Here is an 18,502-nt window from a genome sequence, read left to right as displayed (position 1 = left end):
CTTATCTCTCAATGGCATTGATTTAAATTTTTATAGATCAATTTTGCATACACTTTTAACCCTGTGGGAGCGGGCTTGCTCGCGAATAGGGACTGTCAGTCGACTTCATTCCTGACTGACACAGCACTTTCGCGAGCAAGCCCGCTCCCACAGGAAGACAACGGAGGTCACCCATGGCCCGTGTTTCCCTTCTCAGCCTGCCGCTGTCCGCGCCATCGCTTAAACACAAGCGAACATGGCCGAGCCTGGGCCAACGCTTGTTGCCATGGTTATTGCCAACCGCCCTGTTCAGCCTCTGGTGGCTCGCCAGCCGCAATCACTGGATGAGCGAACAGATCCTGCCGGCGCCGAGCCTGGTCTGGAGTAGCGCGGTGGAATTGGCCCAAGGCGAGTTGTGGAGCCATTTGTGGATCAGCCTGCAACGTTTGTTCTGGGGACTGCTGGCCGGGATCAGCGCTGGTGCAGTTTTGGGTGCGGCGCTGGGTTTCAGTCGTCGATTGGAGCGTCTGGTGTTTCCAACCTTCGCCGGGTTGGCCCAAGTCCCGACCCTGGCCTGGATTCCGTTGTTCATGGTGTTTTTCGGTATCGGTGAAGTGCTGAAGCTGGTGGTGCTGATCAAGGCCATCGTGGTGCCGGTGACTCTGCATACGCTGGTCGGTGTGCGCGACGCACAACCAAAACTGCGCGAAGCCGCCGCCGTGTTGCGCCTGCCCAGGCACCTGTTGATCCGACGCCTGGTGCTGCCTGCCGCGCTGCCGGCATTCATGGCCGGTGTACGTCTCGCGCTGGTCGCCGGCTGGACTTCACTGCTCGCTGTCGAATTGCTCGCTTCCAGCGAAGGCATCGGATACCTGATGGTCTGGGCGCGGCAGCTGTTCATGCTCGACATCGTGTTCGTGTGCATCGTGGTGATCGGCCTGATCGGCGTGGCGATGGATCGCGGCATCGGTCTGCTGGACAGGAAACTGGTGCACTGGCCGCACCCGGCCACCGCCGAAATCCGTCGCGGGCCGCGCTATCAAGGTTGGCAGCGATTGCAGCCGTGGCTGCTGCCACTGGCGCTTCTGGCGTTGTGGCAACTGACCTCGGATCAGCAGTGGATTGACGCGAACATTCTGGTCAGCCCGCTGGCCGTCCTGCAGACCACCCGGGATGGTTTGCTCGACGGCACACCGCTTGGCGGCATGGCCCTGAGCCTGGGCCGAACCCTTGGCGGATTGCTGCTTGGTGGCGGGTTCGGGTTTGCCTTTGGGTTGCTACTGGGGTTGTCGCGCACCAGCGAACGCGTGCTCGGCCCCACCCTCGCCGCCATTCGCCAGATCGCCATTTTCGCCTGGGTGCCGTTGCTCACCGCGTGGTTCGGCCTGGGGGAATTGGCCAAGTGGGTGTTCGTTGCCCTCGCCGCCTTTTTCCCGCTGCTCATCGCCACCCAACGCAGCGTCGCCCACCTGTCGCCGCAACTGAACGAGGCCGCGCAGGTGTTGCGCCTGAATCTGCGCCAGCGCCTCGGTCGACTGGTACTACCGGGCGCGGCGCCGGGAATTTTTGCAGGGCTTCGGCTGAGCCTGATCTACGCCTGGCTCGGCACCATCGGCGCCGAATATTTCATGCCGTCCAACGGCGGCATCGGCAGCCAGATGATCGGCGCCCAGCAACTGCTGCGCATGGACCTGATCATGGCCGGCATGCTGCTGGTGGGCCTGACCGGTGCCCTGCTCAACCTCATTGGCCAACGCCTGGAAATCCGCGCCACTCGCTGGAGACACGCATGAACGCACCGATTGTCAGCTTCAATCACGTGGGCAAAACCTTCGACGTCGACGGCTTCACACTTGAGGCCATTCGCGAATTCAACCTGGACATCGCCGAGGGCGAGTTCGTCGCCATCGTCGGCTCCAGCGGTTGCGGCAAATCCACTTTGCTGCGGCTGCTGGTGGGCCTCGATACGCAGTTTCGCGGGCAGATCAGCGTGGACGGAAAAGCCGTCACCGGCATCGGCGGCGAGCGCGGCATCGTCTTTCAGGAACACCGTTTGTTCCCGTGGCTGAGCGTGGCCGACAACATCGGCCTGGGCCTGGTCAACGAGCCATTGAGCGCTGCGCAAAAGCACAAGCGCATCCATGACTTCATCGAACTGGTGGGCCTCGGTGACTTTGCCCGCGCCTATCCACACCAGCTCTCCGGCGGCATGGCGCAGCGCGTGGCCATCGCTCGCGGCCTGGTGGCCAGCCCACGGATTCTGCTGCTGGACGAGCCCTTCGGCGCCCTCGATGCGCTGACCCGCCAGCAGATGCAGGACGAACTGTTGGCGATCCGCGCCCGGGCAAAAATCACCACCGTGCTGGTCACCCACGACATCGAGGAAGCGATCTTCCTCGCCGACCGCGTGGTGGTGATGGAGCCGCGTCCGGGGCGGATCAAGCAAGTGGTCGACATCGCCCTGCCCCATCCGCGCCAGCGCAGCAGTTTCGACTTCCACCAGTTGCGCGAAGAACTGCTTCACGAACTCACCAGCGACGATCACTACCAGCCCCCCGTGCCGGTGCAGGTCCGCGATCTGCCGCTGTCCTTCATTGCCTACTGAACAAGGAAATTCTTGATGCCGCAACGCCCCAACTTTCTAGTGATCCTGGCCGATGACCTGGGCTTTTCCGACCTCGGCGCCTTCGGCGGCGAAATCAACACGCCGAACCTCGATGCATTGGCCAACAATGGCCTGCGCCTGACCGATTTCCACACCGCACCGACCTGCTCGCCGACCCGTTCGATGCTGCTCACCGGCACCGATCACCACATCGCCGGCATCGGCACCATGGCCGAGGCCTTGACCCCGGACCTGATCGGTAAACCGGGTTACGAGGGGCACCTGAACGATCGCGTGGTCGCCCTGCCCGAGCTGCTGCGCGAGGCCGGTTACCAGACCTTGATGAGCGGCAAATGGCACCTGGGCCTGACCGCTGAACTGGCGCCTCACGCCCGGGGTTTCGAGCGTTCGTTTTCGCTGCTGCCCGGCGCGGCCAACCATTACGGCTTCGAGCCGACTTACGATGAAACGACGCCACGGCTGCTCAAATCCACCCCGGCGCTGTACATCGAAGACGACCAATTCATCGATGAACTGCCCAAGGATTTTTATTCCTCCGATGCCTTTGGCGACAAGCTGCTGCAATACCTCAAAGAGCGCGACCAGACCCGTCCGTTCTTCGCCTACCTGCCGTTTTCCGCCCCCCACTGGCCGTTGCAGGCGCCGGCCGAGGTGGTGGAAAAATACCGCGGGCGCTATGACGCCGGTCCTGAAGTACTGCGAATCGAGCGCCTGGAAAAACTCAAAAAACTGGGGCTGATCGAGGCCGATGTCGAGCCCCATCCACTGATCCAGTTGACTGCACAATGGGCTGCCCTGAGCGACGAGCAGCGGCAGATTTCCGCGCGGGCCATGGAGGTCTACGCGGCGATGGTCGAACGCATGGACTGGAACATCGGGCGGGTCGTCGATTACTTGCGCCAGCAAGGGCAACTGGACAACACGTTCATCCTGTTCATGTCGGATAACGGTGCCGAAGGGGCGTTGCTGGAAGCCTTTCCGAAATTCGGCCCGCAGTTGCTGAGCTATCTCAACCAGCATTACGACAACAGCCTGGACAACATCGGCCGCGCCAACTCCTACGTCTGGTACGGGCCGAACTGGGCGCAAGTGGCGACCGCACCATCGAGGTTGTTCAAGGCCTTCACCACCGAAGGCGGGATCCGCGTTCCGGCGCTGGTGCACTACCCGCAGCTGCCGCTCAAGGGCCAGATCAGCCATGGGTTTGGCACGGTGATGGACATCACACCGACCATTCTGGATCTTGCCGGCGTGCGCCATCCGGGCAAGCAATGGCACGGCAAACCCGTGGCAGAAGTTCGCGGGAAGTCGTGGCTTGGGTTTTTGTCGGGCGAGACGGCGCAAGTGCATGACGAGCATACCGTCACCGGGTGGGAACTGTTTGGGCGACGGGCGATTCGGCAAGGGCAATGGAAGGCGGTGTTCATCCCGGGACCGGTAGGGCCGGCGACCTGGCAGCTGTATGACCTGGGCAATGATCCGGGGGAGATTCACGACCTGGCGTCGAGCCAACCGCACAAGCTCGGTGCCTTGATCGAGCATTGGCAGCGGTATGTGGATGAGACTGGGGTGATATTGAGTGAGTCGCCGTTTCAGCCGGATTGATATTGCCTGATCCGGCCCCTTCGCGGGCAAGCCCGCTCCCACAGGTTTCTGCAGCGAATGCGAAATTTGCGTTCAGCACAAATCACTGTGGGAGCGGGCTTGCCCGCGAAGAGGCCCTTTCAAACGACTACTAAACTTGAGCCATACGCACCTTTTGCGCAGCCACTTCTTCCCTGCCCTCAAACCGGTTGGCCCGCGCAAACGTGCCGAAATCATTGAACCGCACACCCATTTCGCGCATCACCTTGTGCCCCACCGGCACGGTCAACTGGCGGATGTAGAACGGCTCCTTCACCACAAAGTGATGGATCCCGTGGCTACTGCCGAAGTTGAAGCAGAACGCCTGCAACGGCCACAGCCACCACGCGTTCAACACCTGGCACTGCTGCATCACGTTGCCCGGCTCCACGTCACCGTAGTAGTGCATGTTCGAGCTGATGAAGTGCAGGCAGAACGTGCGCAACACGTTCGGGCCGATGATCACCACCGCCGCGATATCGATCACCTGCATCACCGACAACGTCGCCGCCGACCACTCGATCGGTGCGCCCATCAGATGCGCAACGCCATTCGCTGCGTGGAAACAGAGAAACACGTACCACGCGCCCCAATGCATCAGCGCCAGCGGTGCGTAGACCTTCAGCGTGCGGTAAATGATGCTGAACTTCATAGCCCATGTCTTGGCCCGCAGCATGCGGATGAACGACGACATCATGTTGTCGCCAATCATCAAGAATCGCGCGATACCCCATGGTTCGCCGTTGGTGATGGCGCGTTCTTCCATGTCGGTTTCAGAGCCCGACACTTTGTGGTGATTGAGGTGCAGATGGCGGCGAATCCATGGATTGATGGTGCTTGGCCGCGCCAGCCACACCAACCCCATCATCAGGTTGTGCGGCACCTTCTGCTTGCGAAAGTACATGCTGTGGATCAGGTCGTGTTCCAGCTCATGGGTCAACGAGGCGAAAAATGCGTTGAGCAACAGGCACGCCCACCACGCCATGTGCCCGGTCATATAGAGCGCCGCCGAACCGACCATGCCGGCCAGGGCGAAGGTCAGTATGCCTACGCCGAGGGCGTCCTGATGCTTGAGAATCGGGTATTGCTCGCGCAGCTCGACACCTCTGGCCAGCACCACTTGGCGAATATGTGCTGATCGTTGGGCTGCATTCAGTCGCTGGGGACTTGCAGAAGTACCGTCCATGCTTCCATCCTCTGGTTATTGATGGTTGCATCCTGCCTTGCGAAGCCTCGCAACGCGGTAGCCGAGAACGCCAACCTGTTGACCGGAAGCGCCAATCAGCATGACTGAACCGACCTCCCTCGCCAGCTGGACCCGCGCCCTGCGCAAGCAACTCGATGCCCTGGGCATCGACAGCACCGCCCTGTGCCAGCAAGCGGGGCTCGACCCGCAACTGATGGACGACCCGAACGCGCGCTATCCGCTGTCGGGCACCACGCACTTGTGGAATCTGGCGGTGCAGGCCAGCGGCGACCCGGCGATCGGTTTGCGGGTTTCGCGTTTCGTCAGCCCGACCACCTTCCATGCGCTGGGTTATGCGCTGGTGGCCAGCGGCAGCCTGCGGGAAGTGTTCGAGCGCATCGTGCGTTATCACCAGGTGGTCAGCGATGCCCTGGAACTGGAGCTGACCCGCGCCGAGGATCGCTACCATTTCCGCCTGAAAATCCCGTCCGGCAACCCGGCCCCGGCCTATGAAGCCATCGATGCGTTCATGGCGATTTACGTGCGCACCTGCCGCAATCGCCTGGGTCGCGACTACGCGCCGCTGGCGACCTACCTGCGCCGCCCGGAGCCGGCAGACGCGCATCAATGGCATAAAGTCTTTCGCTCGCCCGTACACTTCGGCGCCGACGAGGATCGACTGGAGTTCGCCCTCGTCGACTTCGACAGCCACTTGGACGATGCCAATCCGGAGCTGGCCGAACACAATGAAACCGTGCTCAAGCGCACCCTGGCGCAACTCAAGCCGCTGACGTGGGAGCGCAAGGTCCGCGACGCCATTGAAGAACAACTGCCCGAAGGCGAACCCAGCGCCGAACACATCGCCAAGGCCCTGCACCTGAGCTTGCGCAGCCTGCAACGGCACCTGGCCGATGAAGGCTACCGGTTCGACACGCTGCTAAACGAAAGCCGCGAAAACCTCGCGCTGCTGCACCTGCGTGACCCGCAATGTTCGTTGAGCGAGATCAGTTATCTGCTCGGGTTTGCCGACACCAGCAGCTTCAGCCGCGCCTTCAAGCGCTGGACGGGGATGACGCCGGGGCAGTTTCGGGATGGGTTGCGCTGATCAGCCTTTGACCAGGCTGCGCGCCATACCCTCGTTCCACTGCTCCAGCATTGCTTCTCCAACCTCGGCAAAGGCACTGTTTGCCTTTATGTGTTGCCCCATCTCGCCCATCGCCATTGCCATCCCATGGATGACCTGTTGCAGCAATTCGTTGCAGCGCCCCTCGGTCAAATTGCAGGCGGAGCGACCAAATCGCATCAGCATTTTGTACTTGGGCCACGCCTTCGACCCACCCAATAGCAACGCCATGCTATCGGTCTTGATGTAGACCGACGTGGTGATGATGTCGTAGGCAGGTGCAAGGCTGATTGACGCATCGACACCACAGTCTTCGTACAGAACACCAAAGTTTTTCAGGTGCGCGTCGCCATTCTTCAATCCCGATGACAGCGCGACGATTTTGAAAAACGACTCAAGTGCCTGATTGAGCAAAGACGGAGAAACAAAGGCCTTGATCTGCTTGACCGCACCTTCGTACGAACCATCGTATTTGGCTTTCGATGGCCAGGCGTTGAGCACGCAGAAGTCCTCGAACCCCAGGTAACCTTTTTCATTCAGGTCGAAGCGTTCAACGATCAGAAATTTACCGTGCTCACTGAGTTCAAACTTCGGCACCTCAAGACCCGAATGCAACGCCGCCCGCATGCAGAAGTATTCGTTGGCAGCGAGCTCCGGGTACTGCTCTGGACGAAAGGCTTTGACCAGATGCGTGGCCCCCCGATGGGACAGCCGATCGATGGTTGACGCACTGTCACGCACCAGTACCTTCGGTTGTACACCGGAAACGCCTGAATACTGGCCATAGGTCTGCAAGAGGTCTTCGAACAGACCTTGCGCGCCGTCATGTACAAGAAGGTCCGCCAGGCTGGTTTCAGGTGGCTGGTCGACCGGCCCCGGGGCCTTTGAAATGCCGACTCTTCCGAGCTGGTGCGGGCCGACGATGGCAAGCATCGAAAAATCGTCAAACCCTCGGACGGCCTTGCTGAAGCGACGAGTCAATTCATCGCGCAGGGCGCCTTCTGGCAGATTCATTTCAAAAACCGGTGGGACGCCCAATTCCCACGCGTAACTCTCCAGCCGCACCGGCATGGTCAACGAGACGGCGTTTTGTTCGGGCGCGTTTTCGGCGTAGGCAAACACGGTGTCAACAGGAGACTGACCACGGCCAAGGACTCCCACCGCACTGTTGGAAACGCTGATAGCCAGTCGATCCTTTTCCTGCGGCTCATCCATGGAAATCCACCTTTTTGAGGGTGTCCAGCGTTGGCCGCTTCGACTGTCGCGGCACGGCAGTCAGCTCATAACCGAAGCCATTGAGGATCGCTTCGACCTTGCGCAGACCAATTTCGGAAAGGGTGTTGTTTTCAATGCCGGAGATCGTCGCCCGGCTCATTCCGTACTGCTGTGCCAATGCCTGCTGGGAGAGTTTTCTTTCCTTGCGTAAGGTTCGGATCAGCTTGCCAAGGTTTTCCATTTCACCACCATGCATCGTATACAGTGCACATTCGATAAATTTAACGATTATGCATTGTATTTAGTGCATATCGTGGTTGAAGTCCAGCTACATTTGCTGACGCCCCTACCAGACATCAAACCATCGCCAACACCCGTAACCGCTCGGCATCGAGGATTTCAATTTCGCCGTAACTCAGCCCGATGATCCCCTGCCCCTGCAATTCCTTGAGGATCTGGTTGGTGGTCTGGCGCGACAGCGACAACATGGCCGCAAGCTGCTCCTGGGGCAGTTGCAGGACGCGGCGCGGAGGGGCGGTCTCGCCATAGCCTTCGGCGATCATCAGCAAGCGGTGCGCCAGCCGTGCCGGGGCCGGCAACAAGCTCAGTTGTTCGAGATTGATGAAGGTCATGCGCAATTTCTGGCTCATCAGTAACGCCAGATGCCGCCAGTGCTGCGGATGCTCGTCGAGCAGCGCCAGCAAGGTGTTCTGGGGGATGTGCAGCAGCGTGCACTGGCCCACGCCGTAGGCATCGTGGGTGCGTGGCTGGCCATCGAACAGGCAGATTTCGCCGAACCAGTGCGGCGGCTCCACCAGGCTCAGCAACGCTTCCTTGCCCTGCTCGCTCACGGCACCGACGCGCACCGCGCCTTCAAGCACCGCGTACAGGCCACAGGGCGGATCGCCACGTTTGAACAGCCGCTGGCCCGGCGACAGGCGCCGCAGCCTGGCCGCCGACAGCAGGCTATCCTGTAGGGAAACAGGCAAATGGCTGAACCACTGACCGCTCATCAGGCGTGGACGCCAGACCTGCATATCCATGAAAACTCCTAGAGATTGTCGCCTGGCTGACAGAGCGGGAAGTGGCCCCGGGGCATGATCAATCACCCCACAGGAGAACAACAATGAAAAGCCTCGTCGACCACCTCAGTCAATACGCCGCCTACCACCGTGATCCGCGCAACATCGCCTCGCACTTTATCGGCATTCCGCTGATCGTGGTGGCCGTCGCGGTGTTGCTGTCGCGGCCGGAATGGTCGCTGGGCGGCGTATGGATGTCACCGGCGGTGCTCGTCTCGCTGGCATCGGCGTGGTTTTACCTGCGACTGGAATTGCGCCTGGGCGTGTTGATGACCGTGTTGCTCGGGCTGTCGGTGTGGGCAGGTCATGCGCTGGCGCAGCAAAGCACGCTGGTCTGGCTGGGCAGCGGCGTGGCGATGTTCGTGATCGGCTGGGCGATCCAGTTTGTCGGCCATCACTACGAAGGGCGCAAACCGGCATTTGTCGATGACGTGACCGGGTTGATTGTCGGGCCGTTGTTTGTGGTGGCCGAGCTGGCGTTCATGCTGGGGATGCGGCATGAGCTCAAAGAGCAGATCGAGGCGCGGGCGGGCGGGGTGCGGGTCAATCCGAAGCGTGCTGCTGTCTAGATCGCATTCGCGGGCAAGCCCGCCCCCACAGGTTTTTTGGGTTGGCCACAAGTTTTGTGCTCAACCCCGATCCACTGTGGGAGCGGGCTTGCTCGCGAAACTTTTGCTTTAGATGTTGGCAACCTTCTGCCAAACCTTCGGCTTGAAGAACAGCGTCTCACCCTTCGCCAGCCCGATCAGGCTGTCGTGATCCTTCACCACTTCGGCCTCGATCAGATCGCTCTGCCCTTCGACCTTCAACGTCACCCGCGTCGTCGCGCCCAGCGGACGAATATCGCGCACTTCCGCTGCGTGGTGGTCTTCCAGTTCATGGCGTGACAACGACACCTCGTGCGGGCGGAACAGCACGTGCTTGTCTTCGCCCAGGTGCAGACGGTTCGAATCACCGAGGAAGTGATAGACGAAATCGCTGGCCGGGTTTTCGTAGACGTCACCCGGTGAGCCGATCTGCTCGATCACACCCTTGTTCATCACCACGATGCGGTCGGCGACTTCCATCGCTTCTTCCTGGTCGTGGGTCACGAACACCGAGGTCAGGTTGATGTCTTCGTGCAAGCGCGCCAGCCAGCGACGCAGCTCTTTACGGACCTTGGCGTCGAGGGCACCGAAGGGTTCGTCGAGCAGCAGCACTTTCGGCTCCACCGCCAGCGCTCGGGCCAGGGCAATGCGCTGGCGCTGACCGCCGGAGAGTTGCTCAGGGTAGCGGTCCGACAACCAGTCCAGTTGCACCATGTTCAGCAGTTCGTGAACCTTGGTTGCGATCTGGCTTTCGCTCGGGCGCTGGTTTTTCGGCTTCATGCGCAGGCCGAACGCGACGTTGTCGAACACCGTCATGTGGCGGAACAGGGCGTAGTGCTGGAACACGAAACCGACGTTGCGATCACGCACGTCGTGGCCGGAAACGTCTTCACCGTGGAACACGATGTTGCCCCGGTCCGGGGTCTCCAGGCCTGCGATGATCCGCAGCAGCGTGGTCTTGCCGCAGCCCGACGGACCGAGCAGTGCGACGAGTTCGCCGCTCTGGATGTCCAGGCTGATGTTGTCCAGCGCCTTGAAGGCATGGAAGTTCTTGCTGACGTTACGCACTTCGATCGACATGAATTATTCCTCCGCGGCGCTGGCGCGCAGGCGGTTAATACGGTTTTCGCTCCACTGCTTGAGCAGCAGGATGAAGAGCGCCAGGATCAGCAACAGGCTCGCCACGGCAAACGCGGCCACATGGTTGTATTCGTTGTAGAGGATCTCGACGTGCAACGGCAGGGTGTTGGTCACCCCGCGAATGTGCCCGGACACCACCGACACCGCACCGAACTCACCCATGGCCCGCGCGGTACACAACACCACGCCGTAGATCAGGCCCCATTTGATGTTGGGCACGGTGACGTGCCAGAACATCTGCCAGCCGTTGGCCCCGAGCAGGCGCGCGGCCTCCTCTTCCTGGGTGCCTTGTTCCTGCATCAGCGGGATCAGTTCACGGGCCACGAACGGCACGGTGACGAAGATCGTCGCCAGCACGATGCCCGGCAGGGCGAAGACGATCTGGATGTCGTGGTCCTGCAACCATGGGCCGAACAGGCCCTGGGCACCGAACATCAGCACATAGACCAGACCGGCGATCACCGGCGACACCGAGAACGGCAGGTCGATCAGTGTCACCAGCATGCTCTTGCCGCGGAACGAGTATTTGCTCACGCACCATGCGGCGCTGACGCCAAACACCAGGTTCAGTGGCACTGAGATCAGTACGGCGATGACCGTGAGCTTCAGTGCCGACAGCGCGTCCGGCTCGAAGATCGCGGTGAAAAACGCCCCGAGGCCGAGCTTCAGCCCTTGGGACACCACGATGAACAGCGGCAGCAACAGGAACAGCGCAAAAATCAGCCAGCCAAGGCCGATCAGGATTCGCCGCGAGGTCGCACTGCCACGGCGGGCAGCGTTCGAGGAAGCGGCAGCAATAGACGATTGGGACATGGGTGCGCCTCCTTATGGGGTTTCGATGCGCCGCTGCAACAAGTTGATCAGCAGCAACAGGACGAAGGAAACCACCAGCATCAGTACACCAATGGAGGTAGCGCCGGTGTAATCGTATTGGTCGAGCTTGACCATGATCAGCAGCGGCAGAATCTCGGTTTTCATCGGCATGTTGCCGGCGATGAAAATCACCGAACCATACTCGCCGACCCCGCGGGCAAAGGCCAAAGCGAAACCGGTCAGCCATGCCGGAAGCAGTGCCGGCAGCAGGATATGGCGGAAAACCTGCAACGGTTTTGCACCCAGGCACGCTGCCGCTTCTTCCACTTCACGGGGAATATCCGCCAATACTGGCTGTACGGTACGTACTACGAATGGAAGTGTCACGAAAGTGAGGGCAAGGGTGATGCCCAGAGGGGTGTAGGCGATCTTGAAACCCAGATCCGCTGCAAACTGACCCACCAGACCGGTAGGGGTGTACAACGCCGTCAGTGCAATACCAGCCACCGCCGTGGGCAATGCGAACGGCAAGTCGATCATTGCATCGATCACCTTTCGTCCAGGGAAGGTATAGCGCACTAATACCCAGGCCAGCAGTGTGCCGATGATGCCGTTGATGATCGCGGCACACAGGGCGGTGCCGAAGCTGAGCTTCAGCGCCGCCAGCACCCGTGGCGCCGAGATGATTGCCCAGAACTGATCCCAGGTGAGTTGAGCGGCATGCACGAACATCGCCGCCAGTGGTATGAGCACAATCAGGCTGAGGTACACCAAGGTGTAGCCCAGCGTCAGCCCGAAGCCGGGTATGACGGGGGAGATACGACGCGACATAAAAGTCCTTGGTTAAAAAGCGATCAACTAAACCCATCCTTGTGGGAGCGGGCTTGCTCGCGAAGAGGAAGCATCAGTCAACATTGATGTCATCTGACACACCGCCTTCGCGAGCAAGCCCGCTCCCACATGTCATGCAGCTTAAGCCAGGTTATTGCGCCTGGTAGATCTGGTCGAACACGCCCCCGTCATTGAAGAATTTCGGCTGTGCGGTTTTCCAGCCGCCGAAGTCCTTGTCGATGCTCACCAGTTCCAGTTTCGGGAACTGCTGGGCGTACTTGGCGGCCACGTCCTTGTCACGTGGACGATAGAAGTTCTTCGCCGCGATTTCCTGGCCGGCCGGGCTGTACAGGTGCTTGAGGTAGGCTTCGGCGATCTGCTCGTTGCCCTTTTTCTCGGCATTTTTGTCGACTACCGCCACCGGTGGCTCGGCGAGAATCGACAGCGAAGGCACGACGATGTCGAACTTGTCGGCGCCGCCCTCTTCTTTCAGGGCCAGGAAGGCTTCGTTTTCCCAGGCCAGCAACACGTCGCCCTGACCGTTGTTGACGAAGGTAATGGTCGAGCCGCGAGCGCCGGTGTCCAGCACGGGCACGTGCTTGAACAGGGTTTGTACGTATTCCTTGGCCTTGGCTTCGTCGCCGCCATTGGCTTTCAGGCCATAGGCCCAGGCCGCAAGGAAGTTCCAGCGCGCACCGCCAGAGGTTTTCGGGTTCGGCGTGATTACCGAGACGTCATTCTTGACCAGGTCGCCCCAGTCCTTGATGCCTTTAGGGTTGCCCTTGCGCACCAGGAACACGATGGTCGAGGTGTAAGGCGTGCTGGCGTCCGGCAGGCGTTTTTGCCAGTCGGCCGGCAGGGATTTGCCGAGCTTGGCGATTTCGTCGATATCACCGGCCAGGGCCAGGGTCACGACGTCGGCACGCAGGCCATCGATCACCGCCCGGCCTTGCTTGCCCGAACCGCCGTGGGATTGCTGGACCTTCACGGTGTCGCCCGCGTGCTCCCTCTGCCAGAACTTGATGAACTCAGCGTTGTAGTCCTGGTACAGCTCGCGGGTCGGGTCGTACGACACGTTGAGCAGTTCGTAGTCCTTGGCAACGGCGGAACCGGCAAAAAGGGCGCTGGCCAGGGCGGCCAAAGCGAAATGACGAATCGACGACATGGTGAAAGCTCCTGGAATTCTTGGTTTGTTGGCTTTTTCTTATGGGATATCGCGTTGCCTGATTCGCCTCAGCCCGGCTTGTTGCCCGGCTGCTGCAAACGGAATTTTTCCTTGCGCTCGATCTGCACCACCTGGGCGTTGTGCACGGTGATTTCCACGGCACCAAAGCGCAGATCGCGCAGGGCACTCTGGATTTCACGCAGGATGGTGGCTTCGTCTTGACCGTCGACGCTACGCAGGGATGCGCTCATATTGCTGCTCCTTCAACTGAGAGGTTGCCTCGCAGTGTCGGCACTGCTTGCGGCGTGAGAGCAATACTAGAGAGGTGTAGATATTCTTAAAAAGACTATTTAAGAATGTTTATATAACCAGAAGAAATTATTTGATGGGGCAAGGGCTTGAGGTGAACAGCCCTCTTTCAGGCACACCAAAAACCCTGTGGGAGCGGGCTTGCTCGCGAATGCGGTGAATCAGTCGACATCTTCATTGACTGACCCACCGCATTCGCGGGCAAGCCCGCTCCCACAGGTTTTGTGTATTACCGGGGCAGTGAGGTAACCGTTCCAATCACCGGCGCATGCATCCAATCCAGCTGCGCCGCGGGTACCGGCCGCCCGAACCTATAGCCCTGCCCCAGATCGCAATCGTGCTCGAGCAGAAACGCCGCCTGCTCAGCCTGCTCGATCCCCTCGGCATGCACCTGCATGCCCATGCTCCGCGCCAGCGCAATGATCACCCGCGAGATTGCCGCATCATCCTCATCCCAAGGCAATCCGGCGACGAAGCCCTGGTCGATTTTCAACTTTTGCACCGGCAGGCGCTTGAGCCGCAGCAGCGATGAATAGCCCGTGCCGAAGTCGTCGATGGCCAGGCGCACACCCAGCTCGCGCAGGCGATGCATTTGTTCCAGTGCGACTTCCGGGTCCTCCATCACCGCGCTTTCGGTGACTTCCAGCTCCAGAAACGCCGGCTCCAGCCCGGTTTCGCGCAGGACCTGCGCCACCTGCTGATACAGCTCTCGACGGGCGAACAGACGCGAAGACACGTTGACCGCGACGAACGACAGCACCACCCCGCCCTGCTGCCACTGGCACATCTGCCGGCACGCCTGCGCCATGACCCAGGCATCGATTTCAGCAATCAGGCCAGTTCGTTCGGCAACCGGAATGAATTCCGCTGGCGACACCAGCCCCCGCTGCGGGTGCTGCCAACGCACCAGCGCCTCGACGCCAATCAGGCGACTGGTCTTGAGGTCGTGAACCGGCTGGTAATGGACACGCAGCTCTTGCCGGTCCAGGGCACAGCGCAATTCGAAGGCGATTTCGACCCGTTGCTGGGCGTGGGCCGTCAGCTCTTCGGTGTACAGGGCATAATCATTTCGCCCCGTGCTTTTGGCCTTGAACAGTGCAGAGTCGGCATTACGCAGCAGTTGCTCGACGCTCAACGCATCGCCGGGGAAAAGGCTGATGCCGATGCTGGTGTTGATGAACAACTGATGGTCATCGATAGAGAATGGTGCTTTGAGGCCGTCGATGATCCGCTGGGCCAACGCAGCGGCCTGAACCAGTTGCGGACAGCTTTCGGCGAGCACGGCGAATTCATCTCCGCCCAGCCTGGCCAGGGTGAAGCCTGGACCGAACATGGCGCCCAGGCGCTCGGCCACAGCCTTGAGCAACTGGTCGCCAATGGTATGCCCGAGGCTGTCGTTGATCATCTTGAAGTGATCGAGATCGATCATCAGCAGCGCGCAGCCACGTTTGTGCACCTGTGCCGAGGCCAGGGCCTGTTCGGCGCGGTCGGTGAACAGCAGGCGGTTCGGCAGGTCGGTCAGCGGATCGTGGTGCGCAAGGTGCATCAGCTCGTGTTCGGAGTTCTTGATTGCACTGATGTCGGAAAACACCGCCACATATTGACTCGGCTGGCCGTAGTCGTCGTGGATCAGGCGGATCGTTTGCCATTGCGGGTAAATCTCGCCGCTTTTGCGCCGGTTCCAGATTTCCCCACTCCACTCTCCGACACTGGCGAGCGTGGCAAACATCACCTGATAGAACTCAGGGGAATGCCGCCCGGACTTGAACAGATTGGGCCGCTGCCCCAGTACGTCCTCACATCCGTAACCGGTGATTTCCATGAACGCCCGGTTCACATGGACGATCAGACCTTCCCGATTGGTGACCAGCACGCCTTCACGGGTGCAGTCGAACACTGCCGTCGCCTGGCGCAAGCGCATGCGGTCGGCATCGCGCTCACGCAGTTTGGCGCCGATACCCAGACACCTCAGCAACCGCGCCCGGGCAATGAAGATCAACCCGGCGCTGAACAGCACCCAAACATAACCGTTGATCAGTTGCCATCGCAGTCGCTCGGCAGAGCTATCGAAGAAACTGTTTAATAAATGGTCACTGATCTGCAGCCAAACCACAGAAAGCAACAGATAGAGCAGCGCTGCGCGCAAGGCATCGCGATAGGTGGCAGACATCCGGCGGTCCATGTCCCTACAAAAAGGTTGGAATGATGGTTTAAAGACACATCCAGCCACTCTTATCTGAAAGGGCGACTGGTTTTCTGTGTGGGCTTAGTGATAATGCAACGGCTGTTTTTTTCTTTATCGAGGGCCCTACAGCCTATGTGGTACGAAGGTTTTCTTGGCTTGTCGCCCTGGTCGCTGGTAGCAGTCACCCTGCTGATGACCCACGTCACGATCATCGCCGTCACGGTCTATCTGCATCGTTACTCGGCCCATCGCTCCCTGGAGCTGAATGGGGGCCTTAAACATTTCTTCCGTTTCTGGCTGTGGCTGACCACGGCGCAGAACACCCGCGAGTGGACCGCCATCCACCGCAAGCATCACGCCAAATGCGAAACCGTCGATGACCCGCACAGCCCGGTCATCAAGGGTTTGTCCACGGTGCTGCGCAAAGGCGCCGAGTTGTACCGCGCCGAAGCGGAAAACCCCGAGACGCTGCGCATCTACGGCAAGAACTGCCCCGAAGACTGGATCGAGCGCAACCTCTACAGCCGCTACCCGCTGCTGGGCATCGCGATCATGGGCGTTATCGACCTGCTGCTGTTCGGCACCATCGGCATCACCATCTGGGCCATCCAGATGATGTGGATCCCGGTGTGGGCCGCCGGCGTGGTCAATGGCCTGGGCCATGCCATCGGCTACCGCAACTTCGAATGCCGCGATGCGGCGACCAACCTGGTGCCGTGGGGCATCCTGATTGGTGGCGAAGAACTGCATAACAACCATCACACCTACCCTAACTCGGCAAAACTGTCGGTGAAGAAGTGGGAATTCGACCTGGGCTGGGCGTGGATTCAAGTCTTCAGCTTCCTGCGCCTGGCCAAGGTCCAGCGGGTTGCGCCGATTGCCCATCGCGTCGAAGGCAAGGGCAACCTGGACATGGACACCGCCATGGCGATCCTCAACAACCGCTTCCAGATCATGGCCCAGTACCGCAAATTGGTGATCGGCCCGCTGGTCAAGCAAGAGCTGGAAAAGGTCGATCACTCGGTACGTCACCAGTTCCACCGGGCCAAACGCCTGCTTTCGCGGGAGACCAGCCTGCTGGACGACAAACACCACGTACGCATCCAGAACATGCTCGAGCACAGTCAGGCGCTGAAGGTAATTTACGAGAAACGCCTGGCCCTGCAGCAGATCTGGGTCAAGACCAGCTCAAATGGCCACGACATGCTCGCGGCCATCAAGGACTGGGTACACGAAGCCGAAGCCAGCGGGATTCAGTCCCTGCGCGACTTCGCCGGTCAGCTGAAGACCTACTCCCTGCGTCCTGCCGCTGTCTGAAAATACCTGTGGGAGCGGCGGTGCGGCGATCCGACTTGCTCGCTCCCACATTGGTTATGCGGCGTGACTGCAATATCGCGCCATCAGTACCGCCCGGCGGGAGCCAGTTCCCTCGCCGCAAAAGGCGGGAACTTCATCTGAAAAGCCCTATCTCAAAGACACTTCGCCATCCCCGGCGGGCTTGATGTTGGCCGCGATCGCGCGCGGCATGCCCTTTGAGATTTGTGTCGATGGCCGAAAAAAACCTGCAAGACTCATCTCCGCCCCATTGGCCCGAGGCCGCGCAGACCCTGATGGCGCTGATGCACGCCCAAGGTGAAGTCGCACGCCTGAGCGAACGCGAACAGCTGTTCAACACCTTGCTGATGAGCGTCAACGCGGTGCTGTGGGCATTCGATTGGGAAACCCGCCAGGTGCTTTACGTCAGCCCCGCCTACGAACGGATCTTTGGCCGTTCGGCCGATCTGCTGCTGGCCGACTGCGATCAATGGCGCGACAGCATTTACCCTGACGACCTGGACTATGCCGAACGCAGCCTGGCCGAGGTGCTGGACAAAGGCGCCGTCGAAGACCGCGAGTATCGAATCATTGCCGCCGATGGCCAGGTGCGCTGGCTCAGCGACAAGTGCTACATCAACCGCCAGGCCGAGCCGGGGCAACCGGTGATCATCGTCGGCATCGCCGAAGACATCACCGACAAAAAGCGGATGGAAAGCGAGCTGCACCGCCTGGCCACCACCGACGCGCTGACCCAGAGCAGTAATCGCCGGCATTTCTTCGAATGCGCCCACCGCGAGTTCGCACACGCCCGGCAACGGGGCGAACCGCTGTCGTTCCTGATGCTGGACATCGATGACTTCAAAATCATCAACGACACCTATGGTCACCAGGAAGGCGACAACGTGTTGCAACGCATCGCCGATAGCGGCCGCGCAGCATTGCGCCGTGGCGACCTGTTCGGGCGCATTGGCGGTGAGGAATTCGCAGCGGTGTTTCCCGGCTGTACGCCACAGATGGCCCTGCAAGTGGCTGAACGCTTGCAACTGCAGATTCAGCGATTGCGCTTCACCCATGAAGGCCGGACGTTCGGCATCACCGTCAGCCAGGGCCTGACCAGCCTCACCGCCGCGGACGAAAACGTGGAAAACCTGTTTTCCCGCGCGGATGCCGCGATGTATCAGGCCAAGCGCGAGGGCAAGAACCGGATTGTTACTGCCTGACAGGTCACCACAGCCCCCATGTGGGAGCGGCGGTGCGGCGATCCGACTTGCTCGCGAAGGGGCCGTGTCAGTCACCTTTTATGTCGACTGACATTCCGCTT

17 protein-coding genes are annotated in these 18,502 nt (G+C 60.4%); 7 read left to right on the top strand and 10 right to left on the bottom strand.

Features of this window, described 5'->3' with window-relative positions:
* The first annotated feature begins 173 nt into the window (after positions 1–173).
* Genes AC3IT6_RS00875 through AC3IT6_RS00865 form a run of 3 tightly spaced genes read left to right on the top strand, consistent with a single transcriptional unit; the run spans position 174 to position 4,210 of the window.
* Complete coding sequence (locus AC3IT6_RS00875; RefSeq protein WP_489353986.1) at positions 174–1,772, top strand: ABC transporter permease; 1,599 nt, start codon at positions 174–176, stop codon at positions 1,770–1,772.
* Positions 1,769–2,584, top strand: coding sequence for an ABC transporter ATP-binding protein (locus AC3IT6_RS00870; RefSeq protein WP_489353985.1), 816 nt, complete (start codon positions 1,769–1,771; stop codon positions 2,582–2,584). The genes AC3IT6_RS00875 and AC3IT6_RS00870 overlap by 4 nt, the downstream gene beginning before the upstream one ends.
* Positions 2,585–2,599: 15 nt before the next feature.
* Positions 2,600–4,210, top strand: coding sequence for an arylsulfatase (locus AC3IT6_RS00865; protein ID WP_489353984.1), 1,611 nt, complete (start codon positions 2,600–2,602; stop codon positions 4,208–4,210).
* A 130-nt stretch (positions 4,211–4,340) separates the two neighbouring features.
* On the opposite strand, the gene AC3IT6_RS00860 is transcribed toward AC3IT6_RS00865, so the two are convergent.
* Entirely contained in the window at positions 4,341–5,414 is a 1,074-nt protein-coding gene (locus tag AC3IT6_RS00860) for a fatty acid desaturase (RefSeq protein WP_489353983.1), read from the bottom strand.
* Between the two features lie 100 nt (positions 5,415–5,514).
* On the opposite strand from AC3IT6_RS00860, the gene AC3IT6_RS00855 reads away from it, so the two are divergent.
* Positions 5,515–6,519: an AraC family transcriptional regulator gene (locus tag AC3IT6_RS00855; protein ID WP_489353982.1), complete on the top strand. Its 1,005-nt coding sequence runs from the start codon at positions 5,515–5,517 to the stop codon at positions 6,517–6,519.
* On the opposite strand, the gene AC3IT6_RS00850 is transcribed toward AC3IT6_RS00855, so the two are convergent.
* The 3 genes from AC3IT6_RS00850 to AC3IT6_RS00840 form a co-directional block, all read right to left on the bottom strand.
* The gene (locus AC3IT6_RS00850) at positions 6,520–7,752 is read right to left on the bottom strand and encodes a type II toxin-antitoxin system HipA family toxin (RefSeq protein ID WP_489353981.1); all 1,233 of its coding nucleotides are present in this window, start codon (positions 7,750–7,752) and stop codon (positions 6,520–6,522) included.
* A complete protein-coding gene (locus AC3IT6_RS00845; RefSeq protein ID WP_104450798.1) occupies positions 7,745–7,993 on the bottom strand; it encodes a helix-turn-helix domain-containing protein in 249 nt (82 codons plus the stop codon). Before AC3IT6_RS00845 ends, AC3IT6_RS00850 begins: the two co-directional genes overlap by 8 nt.
* A gap of 115 nt (positions 7,994–8,108) precedes the next feature.
* Positions 8,109–8,795, bottom strand: a complete 687-nt coding sequence (locus AC3IT6_RS00840; protein ID WP_489353980.1) for a Crp/Fnr family transcriptional regulator — start codon at positions 8,793–8,795, stop codon at positions 8,109–8,111.
* An 83-nt stretch (positions 8,796–8,878) separates the two neighbouring features.
* Between AC3IT6_RS00840 and AC3IT6_RS00835 the strand changes: the two genes are divergently transcribed.
* Positions 8,879–9,403, top strand: a complete 525-nt coding sequence (locus tag AC3IT6_RS00835) for an Mpo1 family 2-hydroxy fatty acid dioxygenase (protein WP_223502510.1) — start codon at positions 8,879–8,881, stop codon at positions 9,401–9,403.
* Positions 9,404–9,511: 108 nt separating this feature from the next.
* Here AC3IT6_RS00835 and AC3IT6_RS00830 read toward each other — a convergent pair whose 3' ends face one another.
* The 6 genes from AC3IT6_RS00830 to dibA form a co-directional block, all read right to left on the bottom strand.
* On the bottom strand, positions 9,512–10,501 hold the full coding sequence (locus AC3IT6_RS00830; RefSeq protein ID WP_223444238.1) for a sulfate/molybdate ABC transporter ATP-binding protein: 990 nt from the start codon (positions 10,499–10,501) through the stop codon (positions 9,512–9,514).
* A 3-nt stretch (positions 10,502–10,504) separates the two neighbouring features.
* Positions 10,505–11,374, bottom strand: coding sequence for a sulfate ABC transporter permease subunit CysW (cysW, locus tag AC3IT6_RS00825; RefSeq protein ID WP_007972954.1), 870 nt, complete (start codon positions 11,372–11,374; stop codon positions 10,505–10,507).
* A gap of 12 nt (positions 11,375–11,386) precedes the next feature.
* The gene (cysT, locus tag AC3IT6_RS00820) at positions 11,387–12,205 is read right to left on the bottom strand and encodes a sulfate ABC transporter permease subunit CysT (RefSeq protein ID WP_007972956.1); all 819 of its coding nucleotides are present in this window, start codon (positions 12,203–12,205) and stop codon (positions 11,387–11,389) included.
* Between the two features lie 151 nt (positions 12,206–12,356).
* Entirely contained in the window at positions 12,357–13,370 is a 1,014-nt protein-coding gene (locus AC3IT6_RS00815) for a sulfate ABC transporter substrate-binding protein (protein WP_489353979.1), read from the bottom strand.
* Positions 13,371–13,438: 68 nt separating this feature from the next.
* Complete coding sequence (gene oscA / locus AC3IT6_RS00810; RefSeq protein WP_007975618.1) at positions 13,439–13,621, bottom strand: sulfur starvation response protein OscA; 183 nt, start codon at positions 13,619–13,621, stop codon at positions 13,439–13,441.
* Positions 13,622–13,908: 287 nt separating this feature from the next.
* On the bottom strand, positions 13,909–15,849 hold the full coding sequence (gene dibA / locus AC3IT6_RS00805; protein ID WP_489353978.1) for a phosphodiesterase DibA: 1,941 nt from the start codon (positions 15,847–15,849) through the stop codon (positions 13,909–13,911).
* A 147-nt stretch (positions 15,850–15,996) separates the two neighbouring features.
* Here dibA and desA point away from each other — a divergent pair, with 147 nt between their 5' ends.
* Entirely contained in the window at positions 15,997–17,181 is a 1,185-nt protein-coding gene (desA, locus tag AC3IT6_RS00800; protein ID WP_150726410.1) for a delta-9 fatty acid desaturase DesA, read from the top strand.
* A 230-nt stretch (positions 17,182–17,411) separates the two neighbouring features.
* Positions 17,412–18,401 carry a GGDEF domain-containing protein gene (locus AC3IT6_RS00795; protein WP_489353977.1) on the top strand — a complete coding sequence of 330 codons (990 nt, stop codon included), beginning with the start codon at positions 17,412–17,414 and terminating at the stop codon, positions 18,399–18,401.
* Positions 18,402–18,502: the final 101 nt, after the last annotated feature.

This window comes from Pseudomonas sp. KH_017 (genome assembly GCF_057840285.1).
The sequence above is the reverse complement of the archived record's forward strand: the minus strand, read 5'-3'. Positions and strand labels throughout refer to the sequence as shown.

Excerpts from the sequence above, each read along its gene's own strand:
- AC3IT6_RS00875 (WP_489353986.1), top strand. The coding sequence starts at position 174 with ATGGCCCGTGTTTCCCTTCTCAGCCTGCCGCTGTCCGCGCCATCGCTT.
- AC3IT6_RS00870 (WP_489353985.1), top strand. The coding sequence starts at position 1,769 with ATGAACGCACCGATTGTCAGCTTCAATCACGTGGGCAAAACCTTCGAC.
- AC3IT6_RS00865 (WP_489353984.1), top strand. The coding sequence starts at position 2,600 with ATGCCGCAACGCCCCAACTTTCTAGTGATCCTGGCCGATGACCTGGGC.
- AC3IT6_RS00860 (WP_489353983.1), bottom strand. The coding sequence starts at position 5,414 with ATGGACGGTACTTCTGCAAGTCCCCAGCGACTGAATGCAGCCCAACGA.
- AC3IT6_RS00855 (WP_489353982.1), top strand. The coding sequence starts at position 5,515 with ATGACTGAACCGACCTCCCTCGCCAGCTGGACCCGCGCCCTGCGCAAG.
- AC3IT6_RS00850 (WP_489353981.1), bottom strand. The coding sequence starts at position 7,752 with ATGGATGAGCCGCAGGAAAAGGATCGACTGGCTATCAGCGTTTCCAAC.
- AC3IT6_RS00845 (WP_104450798.1), bottom strand. The coding sequence starts at position 7,993 with ATGGAAAACCTTGGCAAGCTGATCCGAACCTTACGCAAGGAAAGAAAA.
- AC3IT6_RS00840 (WP_489353980.1), bottom strand. The coding sequence starts at position 8,795 with ATGGATATGCAGGTCTGGCGTCCACGCCTGATGAGCGGTCAGTGGTTC.
- AC3IT6_RS00835 (WP_223502510.1), top strand. The coding sequence starts at position 8,879 with ATGAAAAGCCTCGTCGACCACCTCAGTCAATACGCCGCCTACCACCGT.
- AC3IT6_RS00830 (WP_223444238.1), bottom strand. The coding sequence starts at position 10,501 with ATGTCGATCGAAGTGCGTAACGTCAGCAAGAACTTCCATGCCTTCAAG.
- cysW (WP_007972954.1), bottom strand. The coding sequence starts at position 11,374 with ATGTCCCAATCGTCTATTGCTGCCGCTTCCTCGAACGCTGCCCGCCGT.
- cysT (WP_007972956.1), bottom strand. The coding sequence starts at position 12,205 with ATGTCGCGTCGTATCTCCCCCGTCATACCCGGCTTCGGGCTGACGCTG.
- AC3IT6_RS00815 (WP_489353979.1), bottom strand. The coding sequence starts at position 13,370 with ATGTCGTCGATTCGTCATTTCGCTTTGGCCGCCCTGGCCAGCGCCCTT.
- oscA (WP_007975618.1), bottom strand. The coding sequence starts at position 13,621 with ATGAGCGCATCCCTGCGTAGCGTCGACGGTCAAGACGAAGCCACCATC.
- dibA (WP_489353978.1), bottom strand. The coding sequence starts at position 15,849 with ATGTCTGCCACCTATCGCGATGCCTTGCGCGCAGCGCTGCTCTATCTG.
- desA (WP_150726410.1), top strand. The coding sequence starts at position 15,997 with ATGTGGTACGAAGGTTTTCTTGGCTTGTCGCCCTGGTCGCTGGTAGCA.
- AC3IT6_RS00795 (WP_489353977.1), top strand. The coding sequence starts at position 17,412 with ATGGCCGAAAAAAACCTGCAAGACTCATCTCCGCCCCATTGGCCCGAG.